This is a genomic window from Leptolyngbya sp. 'hensonii' (assembly GCF_001939115.1).
In the GTDB taxonomy this organism is placed as follows: domain Bacteria; phylum Cyanobacteriota; class Cyanobacteriia.
This window is the reverse complement of sequence record NZ_MQTZ01000042.1, coordinates 242,251-260,169: the sequence shown is the minus strand read 5'-3', so window position 1 is coordinate 260,169 and position 17,919 is coordinate 242,251. Positions and strand designations below refer to the sequence as shown.

Sequence of the window (17,919 nt, the reverse complement as noted above, 5' to 3'; positions counted from 1 at the left end):
CTCCACCGGTCGATCGCCTGCCGATCGACTCAGGAAAGGTTCAGGAGGTATGTTGCTGGCGCACGGCTCCCGCCTGCACCAGCAGAGATTCGGCGAAGGCGATCGCCTCACTTCCAGTTCGCCCCCCCGCAATTTGAGCCAGTTCCTGTCGTCGGTTGTCCCCATCCAGGGGCCTGACTCGCACCACAGTCCGCACGTCGTCTCCAGCGCCATTCTGGTTGCCTTTGCCTCTGACTCCCGTCCCATCCCCGATCGTTTCCTTATTGACGCGAAAATGATGATCGGCCATGGCTGCGACGATCGGTTGGTGAGTCACACACAAAACCTGATGTTGCAGGCTGAGCTGGTAGAGTTTCTCAGCGATCGCCTGGGCCACCCGTCCCGACACCCCCACGTCAATTTCATCGAAAACCATCGTTCCGATCGCATCCACCTGGGAGAAGCAGGCTTTCAGGGCCAGCAGGAAGCGGCTCATCTCCCCACCGGAGGCGATTGCCGTCAGTGGCTGTAAGGGTTCTCCGGGATTGGGGCTGAATAGAAAGGTGATCTGGTCAGCCCCATGGCTGGCCGGTGTCGCAGGCATGATTTCCACCTGGAACTGCACTTTCTCCATGGCCAGGGGCTTTAACTCTTCCACCAGACGAGTTTCCAGAATCTGGGCAGCGGACTGGCGCAGTTGGGTTAACCGGATACAGGCTTCGGTCAGAACGGCCTTTTTGGCCTGATAGTCTTGCTCCAGATCTTCGATCGATTGGCCTTCTCCGTTCAGATCCTGGAGTTGCGATCGGAGTTTGTCGTAATGAGCTAACGCATCTGTCAGGGTCGGACCATATTTGCGGCAAATCTTCTTCAATTCAGCTATGCGTTCTTCGACTTCCTCCAGGCGCTGGGGATCGGTTTCCAACTGTTCCCCGTAGTCATTGATCCGGCGTCCGGCCTCCTGAACCTGAGCCAGCGCCTCACTCACCAAATCCAGCATGGGTTGGACGGCATTATCGTACTGCAGCATGCCACTCAATAGGGTTTCTGCCTGTCCTAATAGATCGGCACAGGCCCGTCCAGTTTCGTTTTCATAGAGGGCCTGATACACCAGATAGCTTTGCTGCTGCAAATCAACGCTGTGATTCAGCCGCTGATGCTCTTGCTGGAGTTGGACCAGCTCCTCCGGGTCCTGCAAATTAGCCTCTTTCAGTTCTCGGAACTGATAGTCCAGCAAATCGAGTTGTTGCAGTCGCTGTTGTTCAGAGTGTCGTCTGCGCTCCAGGATTTGCAGCGCCTGTTGACAGTGGGTATAGGCGGAGGCGACGATCGCGCGCTGTTCCTGCAGAGTCGTGCCACCATAGCTGTCCAGCCATTCCCGCTGGATGGCCACCTGGCCCAACTGGACTGTTTGGCCTTGGGCGGTGATCTCGACCAGATGGGTCCGCAATTCCTCCATCTGCTGCTTGTTGACTAGAACCCCATTCAGACGGGAACGGCTGCGGAAGTTGCCCTGAGTCAGGGACAACTCCCGACTGCAGACCAGCATCTCCCCGTCCATCGGGTCAATGTCTTGTTTTCCTAACCACTCGACCAGGGCGGGTTCCAGGGCAAAGACAGCTTCGATCAGGGAGCGCTCTGTACCGGTACGAATAGCTCGCCCGGTCATCTTCCCCCCCAGAACCGCATCGATCGCATCCAGGATAATTGACTTGCCTGCACCCGTTTCCCCCGTCAAGACATGTAATCCGGAGCCGAATTCCAACTCCAACCGATCGATGAGGGCAAAGTTCTCAATTCGCAAGGAGAGTAACATAGGGCAGAGTAAATCGCTGTCTCAATTTCTAGCATTTTTGGGTAAATATCCCCTCTGATAGAGGGGAACATCCCTACTCCAGCTTTGAATGTCTCAAGTCCTATCCTTAGGGGAGGGCTCAAACCTGAAGGCTTCTTGTTACAATACTTAATAGTGTTCTGCCCCAGCAACCCTCTTTAAACCTCCATGACTGCTAAAACCGTGCCTGCTGACCCAACGCGCTCCGATTCCAGGCCAACGCCCCAGCGATCGGTCTTATCTGGTGGGCCAGAAGCTGTAGAAATCATGGCTGATATCGATAGCGAACTACATCCGGCTCTGGGTAAAACCCTGAAGCCTGCCCATGCTGCCGTGACCGATGAAGCGTTAAGCTACGATGCCGCTGCGATAGCGGCCTACTACAGATACCGTCCCCTGCAAGCGATCGGACGTTTCCTGGGGATTATCTGGCCGTTTTTGACCTTTTATGTTGCCCTCTGGTGGGATCGGCGCACCGATCGCTTGCAGCAGAATGAACGGCAACGGGCAGTGCAACTGCGGGAAATGCTGACCGATCTCGGCCCTGCCTATATCAAAATTGGCCAAGCTCTTTCAACACGCCCGGATCTGGTGTCCCCAATTTATCTGGAAGAGTTGACCCAACTCCAGGATCAACTGCCCCCCTTCCCCAACGAAGTGGCGTTTCGGTTCATTGAAGAGGAATTGGGCGATCGACCGGATAAGTTGTATGCCGAGCTGAGTCCCCAACCGATCGCGGCAGCTTCCCTGGGGCAGGTGTATAAGGGCAAATTGCCGACGGGGGAAGTGGTGGCGGTGAAAGTCCAACGACCTGGGCTGGCCGAGCGTATCACCCTGGATCTCTACATTCTGCGACGGCTGGCTGCCTGGATGATGGGCAATATGAAGCGGGTCCGGAGCGATCTGGTCGGTATTTTGGATGAGTTCGGGTCTCGCATTTTTGAAGAAATGGACTATATCCAGGAGGGGCACAACGCCGAGCGGTTTGCTCAACTGTATGGCCATCTTCAGGATATTTATGTGCCCCGCATTTACTGGAAATATACTCAGCGGCGGGTGCTGACGATGGAGTGGGTGACGGGGACCAAGCTGACTCAGCCAGAGGTGATTCATGCCCAGGGAATTGATGCCCGCTATCTGATTGATGTGGGCGTGCAGTGTTCCCTGCGGCAACTGCTGGAGCATGGGTTCTTCCATGCCGATCCCCATCCCGGTAATTTGCTGGCAACTCCAGAGGGCAAGCTGGCCTATCTGGATTTTGGCATGATGAGTGAGGTCAAACCAGCCCAGCGCTATGGCCTGATTGAGGCCGTGGTGCACATGGTCAATCGAGATTTTGAAGGTTTGGCCCATGATTATGTCAAGCTGGAGTTTCTGTCAGCGGACACGGACCTGACACCAATTATTCCCGCTTTGGGAAATGTGTTTGGCAATGCCCTGGGGGCCAGTGTGGCTGAGTTGAACTTCAAGAGCATTACGGATCAGCTTTCAGCCCTGATGTACGAATACCCCTTCCGGGTGCCAGCCTACTATGCCCTGATCATTCGATCGTTGGTCACCCTGGAAGGGATTGCGATTAATGTGGACCCAAATTTTAAGGTTTTGAGCAATGCCTATCCTTACATTTCGAAGCGGCTGCTCACAGACCCGGCACCCCAGTTGCGGAACTCTCTGCGCGATCTGCTGTTTAAGGATGGTAGTTTCCGCTGGAACCGCCTGGAGAATCTGCTCCGCAATGCCCGCAATAGCTCGGACTATGACCTCAACCGGGTCATGGATCAGGCGGTGGATTTCCTCTTCTCGGAGCGGGGTGTTTTTATTCGGGAGCACTTAGTCGAGGAAATTGTCAAAACGGTCGATAACTTTGGCCGCAATATCTTCCAGAGTGTGACCTATGCCTTACAAGAGCGAATTGGTCTGGCTGTGAATCCGCCGACCCTGCCGACTGAAGATCAAAAAAGCCTGGAGCATATCAAGCGCATCTGGGATATTCTGCGGGAGACTCCTGGTTTTGACCCTGCTCGAATTCTGCCCCTGATTCCCCGGTTATTGCTGAATCCAGAAGTGCAACACATGGGGCAGCGGGTTGGGGTTGGGTTGATGCAGCGATCGCTGGCTCGCTTTATTCGGGAGTTTCTTCTGGAGGATGAGACGATCGTCCGACCCACTTCCCCTGGAGCCGAGTCCCGTGGGGGTGGATCCCTGGTGGTTAGGGGACAATGAAGCCCCACCCTTCTGCGATCTCAGCCTTTGGGGTTTTGTTATTAGGCGGGTGGTTACACAGTATCCTAGAATAATTAATTGCTTTGCTAATACAGGTTAGTTCAAATCAATGGTTCAAGAACGGACATTACCGATCGCTCAGGTTACGGCCAAGGTTACAAGGGAAGAAGGACTGATCCTGTACGAAGATATGGTCCTTGGACGCCTGTTTGAGGATAAGTGCGCTGAGATGTATTACCGGGGCAAAATGTTTGGTTTTGTCCACCTTTACAACGGGCAGGAAGCTGTCTCCAGTGGGGTGGTCAAGGCTATGCGCCCAGATGATTTTGTCTGCAGCACCTATCGCGATCACGTCCATGCCCTGAGTGCAGGGGTGCCAGCGCGGGAAGTCATGGCAGAACTGTTTGGCAAGGCGACGGGCTGCAGCAAAGGCCGGGGTGGTTCCATGCACCTGTTTTCAGCGGAACATAATCTCCTGGGGGGCTTTGCTTTCGTCTCCGAAGGAATTCCTGTGGCCACAGGAGCTGCGTTTCAGAGCCGCTACCGCCGGGAAGTGATGGGAGATAGTGGGGCTGATCAGGTCACCGCCTGCTTCTTTGGGGATGGGGCGGCTAATAATGGCCAGTTCTTCGAATGCCTGAATATGGCTGTGTTGTGGAAGCTCCCCATTATTTACGTGGTGGAAAACAACAAGTGGGCGATCGGTATGGCCCATGAGCGGGCGACTTCTATTCCAGAGATTTACAAGAAAGCATCTGCCTTTGGCATGCCTGGGATTGAGGTGGATGGGATGGACGTGCTGGCGGTGCATGCTGTCGCCCAGGAAGCGGTGGCCCGTGCCCGCGCTGGGGAAGGCCCTACCCTGATTGAAGCCCTCACCTACCGCTTCCGGGGGCACTCCTTGGCCGATCCGGATGAACTGCGAGCCAAAGCCGAGAAGGAATTCTGGTTTGCCCGTGATCCGATCAAGAAAATGGCCGCCTATCTGGTTGAGCAAAATCTGGCCACTCAGGAAGAATTGAAAGCGATCGATAAGCGGATTCAGACGCTGGTTGAGGAAGCTGTGAAGTTTGCGGAAAGCAGCCCTGAACCCGATCCGAGTGAGCTATACCGCTATATTTTTGCGGAAGACTAGATCACCCAGGCAATTAAGAAAGAAGCGGCAATGTAGGAGAAGGCTTCAATTAAGCCCGCTCCTACATTTGGGATTTCTTGATGAACGATTTCATCGGAGATTTTCACTCCTGGGACCAGGATTAAATCAGCCAGCCAGCGAATCAGGACCAGGGCCAGGAGGGAAATACTCAGGGTGAGGCCGTAATCCAGCAGGCTGGTTGTCCAACTGTGGAATTCCGGACTGAAGGCGACCCGGACCAGGTTCCCTGTCGCAATTAATAGACCAGCAAAGGCCACGCCAGCCGCTGGATTATTGCGGTTGCGGATCTCACCAAACACGTCATAGCGGGTGACGCGAGGATAGATCAGGCTGACCAGATACAGCACCCCCAATCCAATCACCCAGCAGATCACCGCCACGAGCCAGCCGCCCTGGTCCCCTCCCAGTGCCGCCTGGAGAACCAGGCCGTTGGCAATATGGGTTCCGGCTTCAGCGGTAGCAGCCCCCAGATTCTGTTCTTCCCGGGTTTCACGGGCACAGTCAAAGTGCCTCAGGATCAGCCGATCGCCAACCCAGGCCCCCACCAACATCAGGACGATCGCCATCACACCATAGCTGAGCAGGGTCAGAATCTGGTCTTGCCAGGAAACGAAAGATTTGCCCAGCACTCCCCCGATCGCCATCACAATCCCGAGATAGTAGCCAACCAGGGCGATCGCCACGGCTGGATTATCCCGGACGAACAGTTCCTCGTTCAGGGCAATGCGGCGGAACAGGCGTTGGTAGAGAAATTGACCCAGCCAGAAGAGGCCAAAGCCGACCGCCAGTTCCATCAGGATCAGGATGGTCTGATTGAGCATGTTCAGCATTACAGGGTTCATAGGTCACACCGATTCAAAATGGGTTGTCATCGTGGGTCTAGTAGAGGCGCTGCATGCATTGCCTATAAACAGATTATGAAGGTGGGGCAAGTTTCCGGAACAGGGTAATCAGGGTATTCGCAAGCTGGTCGTAGAAAACCAGATCATGGGCTCCGATCGTTGTCACGGGCTGCCCCCCAAACTGACTTTTAAACCGTGAGAAGCGGCTATAGGCATGGTCAGGGGTACGACTGAACCCATAAAAATCATAAACCGTACATCCCCGTGCTTTGGCCCGTTGCATGGCAACCCAATGGAGCTGATAAGGGGCCATCACCTCTGGATAGGCATCACTGCGGCCCCCATAGAGATAGGTGGCTCGCTGCCCCCAGTAGAGGACCAGAATGCCTGCCAGGGGTTTGCCGTGCCAGGTCGCCAGTCCGATTTCTGCCATTCCCGCTGGAAAAAGGGTCTGGCAGAGGTTGATGAAAAAGCCGTAGGGTTCCCCAAAAAAATCCTGCCGTCTCACCGTTTCCCAGAACAGATCGTAGAATCGGGGAATCGCCTGGGGATCCGTCGTAAATTCTGTTTTGACACCCCGGCGCTGGCTTAAGCGCAGGTTATAGCGCCCCTTGGGTTTCATGGCGGCTAGCCGATCGACCTCAGCCGGTCGCAGATCCACCAGCAGGGTCTCTGACGGAAGGAGATCAACGGGAGCCCGGACAAAAGCTGCCATCCCATCGGGTTTCTGGGACCAGAGAGGTTCAATGCGGAGGGCGATCGCCCCCAACGATCGGGCCAGCGCTTCTGCCTGCTGGGTCAGGAGGGCCATGGCTGTAGGGGTCAAGCCTGGGGGTAGCAGGGGACCACCGGGGGCCAGGAGGAGATTGCTGGGGTTGGGGTTCGGATAGAAATAGAAGATGCACCCACCCACCAGAGCTGTGCTTGGGGGAGAACCCCCAGAGACAGTAGCTGCAAACAGACCATACCGGAAGGTCTGATACCCTTCCAGTTCTTTGAAATCAGCCCAAGTCCAGGATTGCATGAAGCACCCCTCAGGGGCTGCTTGAACCAGAGCATCCCAGGCGAGGCGATCGTGGACAGTCAATGCTCGCAGCACCAGGCTCCCCTGACCGGACCTTGCTGGATCAGCCAGACAATTAGTTCCGTCCATCATTGTCTTGCAACAAACTGAAGAGCCAGAAGCCTCCGGCGGCGGTGAGGGCAAATCCCAGCCCTTTCATATCGCTGCCCCCTGAACCGGAGTAGCCGTCATTGTAGTAAGACGAACTGGAATAGCCCTTGGCAAAAACGGCATCGGGGGTGACCAAGTTAGCCATTAATAGGGACAGAGACAGCAGCATCACCAGTTCTGGGTTGACCGTAGCCCATCGATCGACAGTGCCAGATCGCAGGTGTTCAGCTAACTGGCGCAGGTTCTGGACCACTTTAGGCGGTAGCTCGGAACTACGGTCCAGTAAACTGGCCAGCAGTTTAGCCGGGTCGATTTCTGCCAGCAACTGACGCAGATAGGTGAGCCATTCCTGCGTCATGCGAGGACTGTGGTAGCGATGTTGAATCGGCAGCAGATGGCTCAAATCTGGACGATCGGTGGCTTCTCCCTCCAGAGCATAGATCTGTTCCAACCAGAGTCGGGCTGTGGTTTCCAGATCCAGCAGATTGTGTCCCATCTGGGCAGTCCCGGTTTCTTCTAGGTCTAGAAAATCCACGGACAGGGCCAGGGTGGAACTGGGATCAGAGGTGGTACCTGGATTGAGCAAGTAGTAGAACAGTTGAGGCGCATCCAGGGTATGAATCAAAACCTGATGCCGCAACTCAGCGATCGTGGCTGTGAACACAAAGCTCTGCCGGAGCTGTTCTGGTGTCAGGGTTTGCAATCCTGCTGGCAGGGAGATGGCCGCCATTTCGGACTGATGAATCGAGGTCGAGGAGGCCAGGAAAAAACCCCAATTCCCATAGCCATGCTGACGAAAAGAGGGAATTGCCAACTGCATGGGGCGGGGAAAAAGACTGGCTGCAAACAGGGTTTGGTAAAGGCACCAGAACCCCAGGGTGCGGTTCTCCGGGGAGACCCCATTGGTGTTGATCAATCCGGCAGGCTGGAGAATCCGCTGCAGATGGGCAAACCATTCCTGACTATAAACCCGCGTTTCCTCCGCACAGGTGGGATAGGTAAAATCACAGAGAATGACATGGTAAGCTGCCGTTGGGCATGCGGCCACGAAGTCAAAAGCATCTTGCACATGCACTGTGAGCCGATCGTTCGCCAGACTGTTCTGGTTGAAGGGCTGAAAGGTGGTTTCTCCCAGGTGGATCACCTCTGGGCTGTAGTCCACCAGATCGATCTGATGCACCTGAGGAAAACGCAAGACATCCCTGGCTGCCAGTCCATCCCCACCCCCACAGATCAGAACCCGCAGGTCCGTTTTGGGAAAGCGTTGCACCGCTAGGGCCATTGCTGGAACAACCAGGTATTCATGGTAGAGCGCTTCATCTGTGGTGTCGAATTGCAGGTCCCCATTCAGGTAGAAGGCTAGACCCTGGTCATGGTGCTCAACAAAGAGTGACGTTGGCATAGCTCCCCTATCCAAAGATCATGAACAGGATACCGGTAAACGTCATCCCGATCGCAATCAGGACTTGCCAGGTCCGGGAATCAGGTGAGCCTGGATTGGGACGGGACGAATAGGCTGACCGAATCGCCGGAGGTGCCTTCTGGACAGCAGAGAAATCTTCGGGCTGGACCACCCGGGTAGAGTAAATTGCCAGGGTGTGATCAGGCCAGGCTTCGATCGCCAGATTCCACTGATGTTCCTGGTCCCAGTAGTCCCAGGTGATGCGTCCGGATCGTCCTTCCTCACCTTGATAGCTGCCCTGGGTGCTGGATTCAAAGGCATAGGTACGGCTGAAGACCTTGAGTTCCGGATAAGGTTCTCGCTGGTCTCGCATCTCTTCCCAGAGCTTGACGGTGACATCCTGAGAAGTGGTCGGCTCAAACACTTTGGGCTGCTTGAGTTCTTCGGAAATGTACCAGTTAATCCGGTTCTCTGGATGTTGGGGATCGACCTCGCGGAGCAGGTAGTATTCCTTGCCTGTCGGGGACTTGAGCAGCCATTCTCGGGTTTCGTAGCCATTCGGGTCGTCATAGGTACTGTAGTCTTCGACGGTCCAGATCACCCCGTGATACTGCAGCCGATCGCCCGGGTGCAACTGCATCAGTTGAGATTGAGTTGTGGCAGTGGGCATAAGCTGAGCCAGATTCACTAACTCGATTGTCCAGCATTATACGGTTTGAATTTGCTTCAGGTAGCAAATTAGAAATAATCTTCTCAGGCCGATTTTCTGACCAGGACCTGTCTGACCAGGTCAGGAATCTGGGAGGGCCGATCGGCCACAGGAATCTGGGCCCGCTTCATGGCCGCTATTTTATTTTCCACAGAACTGGAATCAGGCACATAAACAGCATCCTGGATGCCGGTAGCAATCTGGGAGGCAATAATGGCACTAGCATGGCCCAGGTGTTTGCCCCGGGGAGCATGCTGACCGGCAATATAAGCCACCACAGGTTTATCGATCGCCTCACTCACATACCGGGCTGCCAGTTCCTCTCCATCCCCCCCAATTTCCCCAATCAGGACAATGACTTCCGTATTCTCATCCTCATCTAGAATCTGTAGCCACTGGGAGAAAGAGGAGCCAACGATCGCATCACTGCCAATGCCAACGCTGATGGATTGGCCCAGGTTGCAGCGGGTCAGTTCCAGGGCCACCTCATAGGTGAGGGTGCCACTGCGGCTAATAATGCCAACCGGGCCAGGGGTATAGAATTCGCTGGGATGGGTACCTAAAAGCACCTGTCCGGGAACGATAATCCCAGGACTGGTCGGACCCACAATCAGGGTCTCGGTAGCTTCAGCTTTGCGCAGCAGATGCACCATATCCAGAGGGGGAACCCCTTCTGTAATGATGATGATGTGGCGAATGCCAGCCGCGATCGCTTCCAGGGCGGCATCCAGGGTCTGATAGGGATGAACGAAGAGCACCGTCGTGTCCACAGGCCCAATCTGGGCCAAAGCCTGCTCCACCATGTCAAAGACTAAAATACCGCCAATTTTCTGCCCCCCACAGCCAGGGCTGACACCTGCAACCACGCGGGTCCCATAGTTTGTCATCAAAGGTGTGTAGGCAGACCCTAATGGCTCTGTAATCCCCTGGATTAGTACCTTGCTGGTGGCAGTAAAATTCATAACTCTTAGTATAGAACCAGGAACCCAGGAACTCCTAGCGACGGGATGTAGCCCGTCCAGCACGGGGTGGTTTTGCCAGAGCAATAATCTGCGCTACCGCATCATCCAAACGATCGGAGAGGAAGACCTGATCTCCCAGAATCGCCTGCAGTTGTTCGATCGCCCGTTGATTCGGGCAGCGGATTACGAAATGGGGTGAAGGCATCGCTGGCGATTTAGGCCGCAAATGCACCCCGATCGCAGCAGCAACGCCATTGGAATTGTTCAGACTGTTCAGGAGATTGATCAACACAACTTTGACCCGCTTATCCTGCAGGATCAGGTCTAACCCCTGCTGGACCCGTTCTGTCAGGTCGATGGTGGGCCAGCCGCAGTGAAACTCTCCCCCGATATTCAAAAAGTTAGCTGTTTTGCCGCCGCCCTGAGCCACCAGATCCAGGGTCGTCATCGTTAGCCCGGCCCCATTGCAGAGGATGCCGATATTACCATCCAGCCTAACCAGAGGGGGAAGGGTAGGTTCTGACCTGGGGGCTGGTGGTTCTGCCCTGAAACCCAGGCTACTATGGCTGCCAGCGCTGGTTTTAGACATGCGATTGGTGAGCAGCGCAATCTCTGAATGCCGCCCCAGTGCCCCATCATTCACTGTGACTTTGCCATCGAGAGCCATGACTGCGCCACTGGCGTCGATCGCCAAGGGATTAATCTCAATCAGATCCAGGTCTTTCTGAACAAAGAGCTGGTACATTTTCTCCACCACCGTGCTGATCGATTGCACCAGTACTCCCTGCAGGCCCATCTTGAGAGCCAGCCGACGGGCATAAAATGGTGAGAAATCCTGATCTACGACAACCTGCTGCATTTGGTGTAAGGCGGCTTCCAGGTTTTCGCCTCCTTGTTGGGAACCCAGCAGCACCGGACGACGGACGGAGCTATCCAGGGCGACAGCCAGGAAAAATTCCCGCTCCGCATCATATTTAGCTTCTGCCAGCAACAGTTCCGGGTAATCTCCAGAGATCGAAAGATGAAAAATCGCCTGGGCAGCGGCAATGGCGTCGATCGTGTTTTCCACGAACCGGATGCCCCCCAATCGACCTCTACCCCCACGGCGCACCTGGGATTTAAGGACGATCGGATAAGGGATTTTCAACCCCTTCAAATCTTTGGGCTGGTAAATCCGCTGGGAGGGAAGAACCGGGATACCCATTTCCTGGAACAGGGCTTTTGCCTGGTATTCGAGCAGATCCATCCTGACTGGCGTTATGAGTTTTAAGGGATGAGTTAAGAATACTGGTTCAAAACTCAAAATTCAAAGTTAAGGGTTCTCCGGGGTCGGGGTCTGTTCAATCTGAGCAATGGCTTCTGAAGGACTGACATTGGCATAGATGACGGACATCAGCCCCGGCAGATACCGATCCATTGTCATCACATTCACAAAAACCAGTTGCCCGATGAGTTGAGAGCTGAGGTCAGTCCCCTGGTTGACGATACTGGCAGTTTTGTACAAGACACCACCCCCCTCAAAGTCCAGCTCAAAATTACCGATAATCAGATCATAATTAGCCCTGGTTAAGAATTCAGCCACCGCCAGACGCTTCTTTTCCGGCACCATAACTGGACAGGCAGAGTAGAACACAACCTGCCCTGGCATCTCCCTGACCCGAACGGTAAAGAGCCATTCCCCATTCTCCCCCTGATACTGCATTTGCAGGATCGGTTCCGTCTCGTGTTGGGAGAAGGACCAATCATTCGCCTGAAAAAAGGCAACCACAGATGCCAGAATGGCATCCTGAGTCACTGTTGCAGAGGGGGAAGGCAGAGGTTCTTTCATTTAGAATGCATCTGACCCGTGGACGGTTTCATCCTTGCTGATCTTGCCAAGGTCAGAGCCCACCACACCAGGAGCCATCTTCTGCTTCACATCCCAGGACATGCTGGGGAAGATCTTGCTGAAGCAGTAGGTCTTCAGGGAAGGACCACCCTTCGGATTATGCCAGTCTTCCAGTTTGGTCACATCGCTGAACCCTTTCACCTTCACATAAGCGGGAAGGCGATTGATGATCTTCGTAGTGGGTATCCCGGCCTCAGTCCCGGTTGCGATCATATTGAGCACGGAATCCCGCGACATATTGGCTGTTTCCCCAGAGTGTTTCACCCCAGCAGCACTTTCCTGATTGAACATGGCATCATCGCCATAGACCTTAAAGACGGGCTGACCTTCACCAGAGCTGACTTCTAAGCCCTTCTGACAGAAGGCGTCATGCAGGGCATTCGTCGATTTTTGGATAAAGCCACTCTTCATGAACTCAAAGTAATCTCCATAGGTGACAGAGGCCGCCATCTTCTGATACTGGCTATCATCTCCCTGAGCACTGGCTACCAGGGCCTGCTTAAAGTTCTTCTTGTTTTTCGGAACGTAGTCATCCCGCAACGTAAAGTCTAGCTTTTTGAATTCATTCGAGGCCGTGCCCGGAATGGTAATCGTACTGGAGTCTCGCATGGCCAGCCCTCGGCTTTCTAAGGAGGATCCAGACATCTTGATAATGCCGTCATGCAGCAAGCTCTTGAGCGCACTTCTCAGGGGCTGACCTTGCAGGGGGCTCTTGGTTTGTAACGTATCCCCTGACTTCTTGCGGCTGCCTAGCATTTTCATCGCCTCTTTTTGCCACCACTCAACCAGTTGCCGTTCTGGAGACCCAGCGGTTTGCAAAGATGTAGGTACCTGTAGCCCCAGCGCCTTAAACCGGGTCAGCCAGTCTCCTGCCATATTTTCTACAGATTGGGGATTTCTGGCCTCCCTTGCAGGAAGCACGGGTCCCTGCTTCCCACCTCCCACAGAGGTATTGCCCCGGTGCCCTTTAACCCTTGACTTATCATATTGACCCGAATCAACTATTCCTGGCTGCTTGTAGGCCATTTGCTGAACCTTGCGCCAGTTCTTGTCCTTGAAGTAGTCAAAGGTCTTACTCGTCTCAATGTATTCGATGTACCACTGCATAATCTGCGTCTTATTGATCATGTGACCAGACGCATAGGAATCTTGCAGGTAGTGATCCCCAAAGCCATTATTCAATAGGGCTTCATTGGCTAGCTCGCTAGATTCCTCTCGCAGCTTCTTCGCTGTGCCTCGGTAGCCATCAGCACTGGCGGGATCCTGTTTGGCCTTGCGGGCATAGGGGATAGCCGCCATCTTCTTATCAAAAGCCTGTCTTGCTAAACCCAGGGCAATATTGTGGTAGTTGGCCCAGCTATGCCAGCTTTCTGGGACAAAGTGGCACGCATTACGGGCCAGAGTGGCACCATAGGAGTTGGTATCCCCTTTAGCCCCTGTCCCTTGCCCAATCAGGGGCTTATCTCCCGCAAGGAGGTCTAATTGGCCCTTGAGACTACTGATATAGTCTGGGGTCATGGCTCCCTTGAATTTGAACCCGACCTTCTGATTAACCAGTTTATTCCCCTGCATCATGGCTTCAGCAGACTGCACGTCCTGATCCTGCTTATCCGTATCAGAGAGGCTGCCCTGTAACTTGGTATAAATATCCTTTAAGCGGAAGAAAGTTTCCTGACGCACGCTTTGCACAATTTGCCAGCGGTTGGTTGGATCTGCGTTCTTCATAATATCGGCACTGCCATAGTAGTCAGCCAGGGTATTCAGTTCCCCGTAAGTGACCACCAGGGGTTCTTTCGGATTTTTCGTATTCGGTAGGGAAACCAGTACCACATCCCAGGTAGGGTCATGCTGTTTCAATCCCTGCTTATCCGTATCAGATGCTCCTTTGGGAGGATTCTTTTGCCAGACTTCCAGACGCTTGAGTTCCTGGGCAATGACGTGCATAACGTTGCCCTTTTTAATCTTCCCAACGCCCTGAATATCCACCTCTGGCGTATCGATGTGCTTGCCTTTCTTAATCAGATCCTGCCAGCTTCCTAACTGGGCCAGCTTGTCTGGGGGGACATCTCCGAGCAATTGGTGTTCCCAGGAGGAGTGGCGTTGAATCCTGCCACTGGCTGCTCCAGCTTGCTGTACAGACACAGGCGTGACCATCGGTTTCGTCTGGGCCTGATCATCGTGGTCCTCATGGCGCTGGGCGATCGGGGTGATGGTATCGCCGATCGCCTTGGTTTGGGCCTGGTCTTCTTCTTCGTGCCGCTGGGCCTGATCGTCGTGGTCCCCATGACGTTGGGCCTGGTCCTCATGGCCCTGGCCATGCCGCTGCACGGAATGCACAGGCTGGGGCTGAGGGGCAGGCATTTGCATCACTTGGGCCGCGACCCGATCGGCTTCCTGCTCATACTGATCCTGGGGGGCTCCTACCGTCAGCTTGGTCTGGACCTTGCCCCCCTGGCCCGCACAATTGGGGCAGGAACAGCCTGGACCATGGCTGGCCTCCTTCCGCTGCACCTGGCCTGCTGCCGGACCACAGGTGGGGCAGGAGCAGCCCGTGCTATGGGCCGCAGTATCTGCCTGCCGCTGAATGTGCTGAATCGGTAAGGGGAGCAAGTCTGTCAATTTACGATGCAAGAGGGACGATCGAGTCAAGGCAGGCTGCCGCTGCACTCGGGATATAGCCGGACCACAGGACGGACAGGAGCAACCGGAGCAATGGCCTCCCTCCTTCCGCTGCAACTTGCTGCCCCCTGTTTGCTGAATGGTGTGGGTCAATTCATGGGCCAGCAACTGCTTGCCACTGCCGGAGTTCGGATTATATTTGCCCTCATTGAAGTAAATATGTTGCCCATTGGTAAAGGCTTCAGCATGCAACTCCCGATTCATCTGAACGGAATCACCATCAGCATGCACCCGCACATCTGCAAAACTGTGGCCAAAACGCGGTTCCATGAAAGATCGCACGCCCTGATCCAGGGGTTGGCCCCCTCCCCGTTTCTCCTTAATGCGAGTCTCTAAATGGTTGCCTGCTTCAAAGCTCCCATTGCCCTCAGCCTGACGCTGGAGCGAATCCTCTTCTTCAGGAACCAACCCACTCAAAGGGGGTAAGTCAGCATTTTGTCGCCGTCGCTTGCGGGGAGCGGAGACGGTGTCTGTGGTACTGGTAGTATGGACAGCAATCTGGCTGAGGTGATGGCCAAAGCGCTGAGCCTGCAGGAAGGACTGATTCAGGCTGGCTCTTGGGTGGGACTGTTCAGCCGATTGGTGAGTGGGGGTGGCAGAGATTGACTCCGCCTGGGTTTGCACTGTGAAGGGACGGGACTCAAACAACCCGGTTTCAATTGGAGCGGGAGAGACAGTGTTGCTTTGCCGTCTCTTTCTGCCAGCGTAGGTGCGTTTTGTAGCCATAGGGGTCAGTAAAGGGGTGAGGAATCGTTACCCAGTACGGATCACGGGACTGAAAAACCTATCGCACACGCACTTGCAAAACCTGAGGCAGGTGCGATCGTCCCCCAAGACTGTCAGAATGATTTTGCAGCCCAGCAATAACTTATACCGTTATATCACTCTTCCTCATTGCGTTTCGTATGAGTTTTCTCGGCTGTGAAGGTAGGATCCTTCAAGTCATTGGCCTCCTTGAAGTAAGTAAACAACTCCAGGGCCAATTGGGGCCAGGCAGTGTGGGGCAGATCCCCAGCCATGCGCCGAAATTCAAAGATAGGAGCTTCCGCTACCTCAGTGGAGGTACCGAAGAACTTCCGGCGCTGACCGACCTTATCCGTGCGTTTCCCTAATTTCCCTAACCCAAACAGATAAGCCGCAACATTTTGGTCTGGGAAGTTCTTCTCAGTCAGATAATCTGTCCCCTGGGAAATTCCCCTGACCCACTGCTCCCGACTCAGAGCATTTCTCAGATCAGTTAAATCAGTTCCCTGGGTATAGGTGACAGCCCCTGTGAAGAAAGGCTGATTTCCCTGACCCGTCATGCCCGCCACATGCAGCACTAGGGCCACCCATTCATTCGGATAGCTACGATAGTACGTGGCTTCGGGCATTAGGTTGAAGGTTTTGGCAAAATCTGTCCGCGCCATTAAAGGAGCCATGGTTTTGGCATAGGCCATCGATCGGGATGCCCGATCCAGATAGGCCCTCATCAGGGCCAGCAGACTGATCAGGCTATCACTGGCGGTGTCAGGAGAGCGGAGGTTTTTTCCAGGGAAATCGGCGAATCGGGCTCTTGCTTCTGCCGGAGAACTGGAAACCAGTTGGGTGTCCGTAACGTTTTTATAACCCAGGTAGGCGGCTCCCTGTTTTCGTTGTTGACTCTTGGCCGGGGTTTCTCCGGGGAGATTGGCGGGTGACATTTTCTCCATGATGCTGGCCAACTGATCCAGGCGGATGCCTGCGGTAACCTGAGGTTCGGCAGGCATGGTACTGAAGGGTGTAATCAGCACATCCCCCATGCCTAAGCCTGCATCAGCAGATAAAATGCGATGGAAGGGACTGTTTGTGCGCTTGATCTTGGCTTCACTCCTCATGCTAATCAGGAGATCCCCCAATCGCTTCATTTGATTCATGGTTGTTTTGAGCTGCTTCTTGCCAGAGGAGGTTTCGGGCAGGGGAGGTTCAATCACAAACTCAATATGCCAGCCATCGTCCCCCTGATCAGGTTTGAGGTTAAAGTTGGGACCTGCATGGACAACCGTATCCTTATTCAGGCCATTCGGATCGATCTGGGCATTTTTAACTGTTTTTTTGCCAGTTTTTTGCTTGGGGGTGAGGGGAGCGTTCAGTTTTTCTAAATTCCATTTCCCCACTTCAAACTCAAAGCCCACATCCCGTTGAATCACCTGGGGAGAGCGCTGGGCCAGGGAGCCTGCGATCGGCCTGGTGTCTCCCTGTCCCGGCTGACCCTGGCGAACCCGACCATTCTGTTGCACCACATGGGTCAGCTCATGGGCTAACAACTCTTTCCCACTCCGACTGCTGGGGCTATATTCTCCAGATCGGAAGAAAATATCCTGCTGGGTGGTGAAGGCCCTGGAACTCAGGGATCGATTGAGCTGATCCGAGTCAGCATCCATGTGAACATTAACGCCACTAAAGTCAGCTCCAAAGGAACGTTCCATCGGTTCCCGCACGTCTTCGGATAAGGGAATTCCCCTGCCCCGTTTGCGTTCGATCGACTGTTCCAGGGCTGGATTGGCAGAGACTGGAGCCTCCGTGGTTTGAGATTGGGCCAAAGGCTGAATATCCAAGGTTGTAGCTGCGGGTCTGCCGCGATCGTCCTCTGTAGGTTTCTTGCGGATAGGCAGATCATGAAGCGAGGGTGAGGAAGCCGCAACCTGCTGGGCCACCGCATCTGCCTGTTGTTCATAGACATCTCTGGGCTTGCCTACAGTTAGCTTGGTTTGGATTCCAGGAGCAATCCCAGGTTGCCTGGAAACAACCGAGATCTGATGGGGGTGATGACCGAACTTCTCTGCCTTGGCTAGAATTGCCCGGGATGCTTGAGAACTCTGCTGGTTTTTTGCTGGCGTTACTTGAGCCTGAACTGGAAATGGGCGAGGTTGGAATAAACCCTGGGCAGGCTGAATCAAAAACTTAACAGGGGTTTCCTGGCGGTCAAGGCGTTTGCGATATCTGGCCATAGATTCAGCTAAAAAGCAATGAGGGCAGGGCTTGTATCCTTGGTAAAACCCACAACCTTAAATCTATGAAATTTTTCTACCATTTTCCACAGTGTTGGGATG

The 17,919-nt window shown here is 54.3% G+C and carries 12 protein-coding genes; 2 read left to right on the top strand and 10 right to left on the bottom strand.

Features of this window, described 5'->3' with window-relative positions; translation table 11 throughout:
- Positions 1–40: 40 nt before the first annotated feature.
- Positions 41–1,795 carry a DNA repair protein RecN gene (gene recN / locus BST81_RS15330; RefSeq protein WP_075599372.1) on the bottom strand — a complete coding sequence of 585 codons (1,755 nt, stop codon included), beginning with the start codon at positions 1,793–1,795 and terminating at the stop codon, positions 41–43.
- Between the two features lie 186 nt (positions 1,796–1,981).
- Here recN and BST81_RS15325 point away from each other — a divergent pair, with 186 nt between their 5' ends.
- Positions 1,982–4,036 (top strand): AarF/ABC1/UbiB kinase family protein, encoded by a 2,055-nt coding sequence (locus BST81_RS15325; protein WP_075599371.1) that lies wholly within the window; start codon positions 1,982–1,984, stop codon positions 4,034–4,036.
- Positions 4,037–4,145: 109 nt separating this feature from the next.
- Positions 4,146–5,171 carry a pyruvate dehydrogenase (acetyl-transferring) E1 component subunit alpha gene (pdhA, locus tag BST81_RS15320; RefSeq protein ID WP_075599370.1) on the top strand — a complete coding sequence of 342 codons (1,026 nt, stop codon included), beginning with the start codon at positions 4,146–4,148 and terminating at the stop codon, positions 5,169–5,171.
- On the opposite strand, the gene BST81_RS15315 is transcribed toward pdhA, so the two are convergent.
- The 9 genes from BST81_RS15315 to BST81_RS15275 all read right to left on the bottom strand — a co-directional run bounded on the left by BST81_RS15315 (position 5,168) and on the right by BST81_RS15275 (position 17,817).
- A complete protein-coding gene (locus BST81_RS15315) occupies positions 5,168–6,034 on the bottom strand; it encodes a DUF350 domain-containing protein (RefSeq protein ID WP_075599369.1) in 867 nt (288 codons plus the stop codon). The genes pdhA and BST81_RS15315 overlap by 4 nt on opposite strands.
- Positions 6,035–6,107: 73 nt before the next feature.
- Positions 6,108–7,190, bottom strand: a complete 1,083-nt coding sequence (locus BST81_RS15310) for a peptidoglycan bridge formation glycyltransferase FemA/FemB family protein (protein WP_075599368.1) — start codon at positions 7,188–7,190, stop codon at positions 6,108–6,110.
- Positions 7,174–8,610, bottom strand: coding sequence for a spermine synthase (locus BST81_RS15305; RefSeq protein WP_075599367.1), 1,437 nt, complete (start codon positions 8,608–8,610; stop codon positions 7,174–7,176). The genes BST81_RS15310 and BST81_RS15305 overlap by 17 nt, the downstream gene beginning before the upstream one ends.
- 7 nt (positions 8,611–8,617) lie before the next feature.
- Complete coding sequence (locus BST81_RS15300; RefSeq protein ID WP_143780358.1) at positions 8,618–9,280, bottom strand: DUF4178 domain-containing protein; 663 nt, start codon at positions 9,278–9,280, stop codon at positions 8,618–8,620.
- Between the two features lie 83 nt (positions 9,281–9,363).
- Positions 9,364–10,281, bottom strand: a complete 918-nt coding sequence (locus BST81_RS15295; RefSeq protein WP_075599365.1) for a CoA-binding protein — start codon at positions 10,279–10,281, stop codon at positions 9,364–9,366.
- Between the two features lie 34 nt (positions 10,282–10,315).
- Positions 10,316–11,527: an ATP-grasp domain-containing protein gene (locus BST81_RS15290; RefSeq protein ID WP_075599364.1), complete on the bottom strand. Its 1,212-nt coding sequence runs from the start codon at positions 11,525–11,527 to the stop codon at positions 10,316–10,318.
- Positions 11,528–11,593: 66 nt separating this feature from the next.
- Complete coding sequence (locus BST81_RS15285; RefSeq protein WP_075599363.1) at positions 11,594–12,109, bottom strand: YbjN domain-containing protein; 516 nt, start codon at positions 12,107–12,109, stop codon at positions 11,594–11,596.
- Positions 12,110–15,574: a DUF4157 domain-containing protein gene (locus BST81_RS28505; RefSeq protein ID WP_083636887.1), complete on the bottom strand. Its 3,465-nt coding sequence runs from the start codon at positions 15,572–15,574 to the stop codon at positions 12,110–12,112. It lies immediately after the preceding gene.
- Positions 15,575–15,729: 155 nt separating this feature from the next.
- Positions 15,730–17,817, bottom strand: coding sequence for a DUF4157 domain-containing protein (locus tag BST81_RS15275; protein WP_075599361.1), 2,088 nt, complete (start codon positions 17,815–17,817; stop codon positions 15,730–15,732).
- Positions 17,818–17,919 lie beyond the last annotated feature (102 nt).

Coding starts and splice junctions, on each gene's coding strand:
- recN (WP_075599372.1), bottom strand. CDS start 1,795: ATGTTACTCTCCTTGCGAATTGAGAACTTTGCCCTCATCGATCGGTTG.
- BST81_RS15325 (WP_075599371.1), top strand. CDS start 1,982: ATGACTGCTAAAACCGTGCCTGCTGACCCAACGCGCTCCGATTCCAGG.
- pdhA (WP_075599370.1), top strand. CDS start 4,146: ATGGTTCAAGAACGGACATTACCGATCGCTCAGGTTACGGCCAAGGTT.
- BST81_RS15315 (WP_075599369.1), bottom strand. CDS start 6,034: ATGAACCCTGTAATGCTGAACATGCTCAATCAGACCATCCTGATCCTG.
- BST81_RS15310 (WP_075599368.1), bottom strand. CDS start 7,190: ATGATGGACGGAACTAATTGTCTGGCTGATCCAGCAAGGTCCGGTCAG.
- BST81_RS15305 (WP_075599367.1), bottom strand. CDS start 8,610: ATGCCAACGTCACTCTTTGTTGAGCACCATGACCAGGGTCTAGCCTTC.
- BST81_RS15300 (WP_143780358.1), bottom strand. CDS start 9,280: ATGCCCACTGCCACAACTCAATCTCAACTGATGCAGTTGCACCCGGGC.
- BST81_RS15295 (WP_075599365.1), bottom strand. CDS start 10,281: ATGAATTTTACTGCCACCAGCAAGGTACTAATCCAGGGGATTACAGAG.
- BST81_RS15290 (WP_075599364.1), bottom strand. CDS start 11,527: ATGGATCTGCTCGAATACCAGGCAAAAGCCCTGTTCCAGGAAATGGGT.
- BST81_RS15285 (WP_075599363.1), bottom strand. CDS start 12,109: ATGAAAGAACCTCTGCCTTCCCCCTCTGCAACAGTGACTCAGGATGCC.
- BST81_RS28505 (WP_083636887.1), bottom strand. CDS start 15,574: ATGGCTACAAAACGCACCTACGCTGGCAGAAAGAGACGGCAAAGCAAC.
- BST81_RS15275 (WP_075599361.1), bottom strand. CDS start 17,817: ATGGCCAGATATCGCAAACGCCTTGACCGCCAGGAAACCCCTGTTAAG.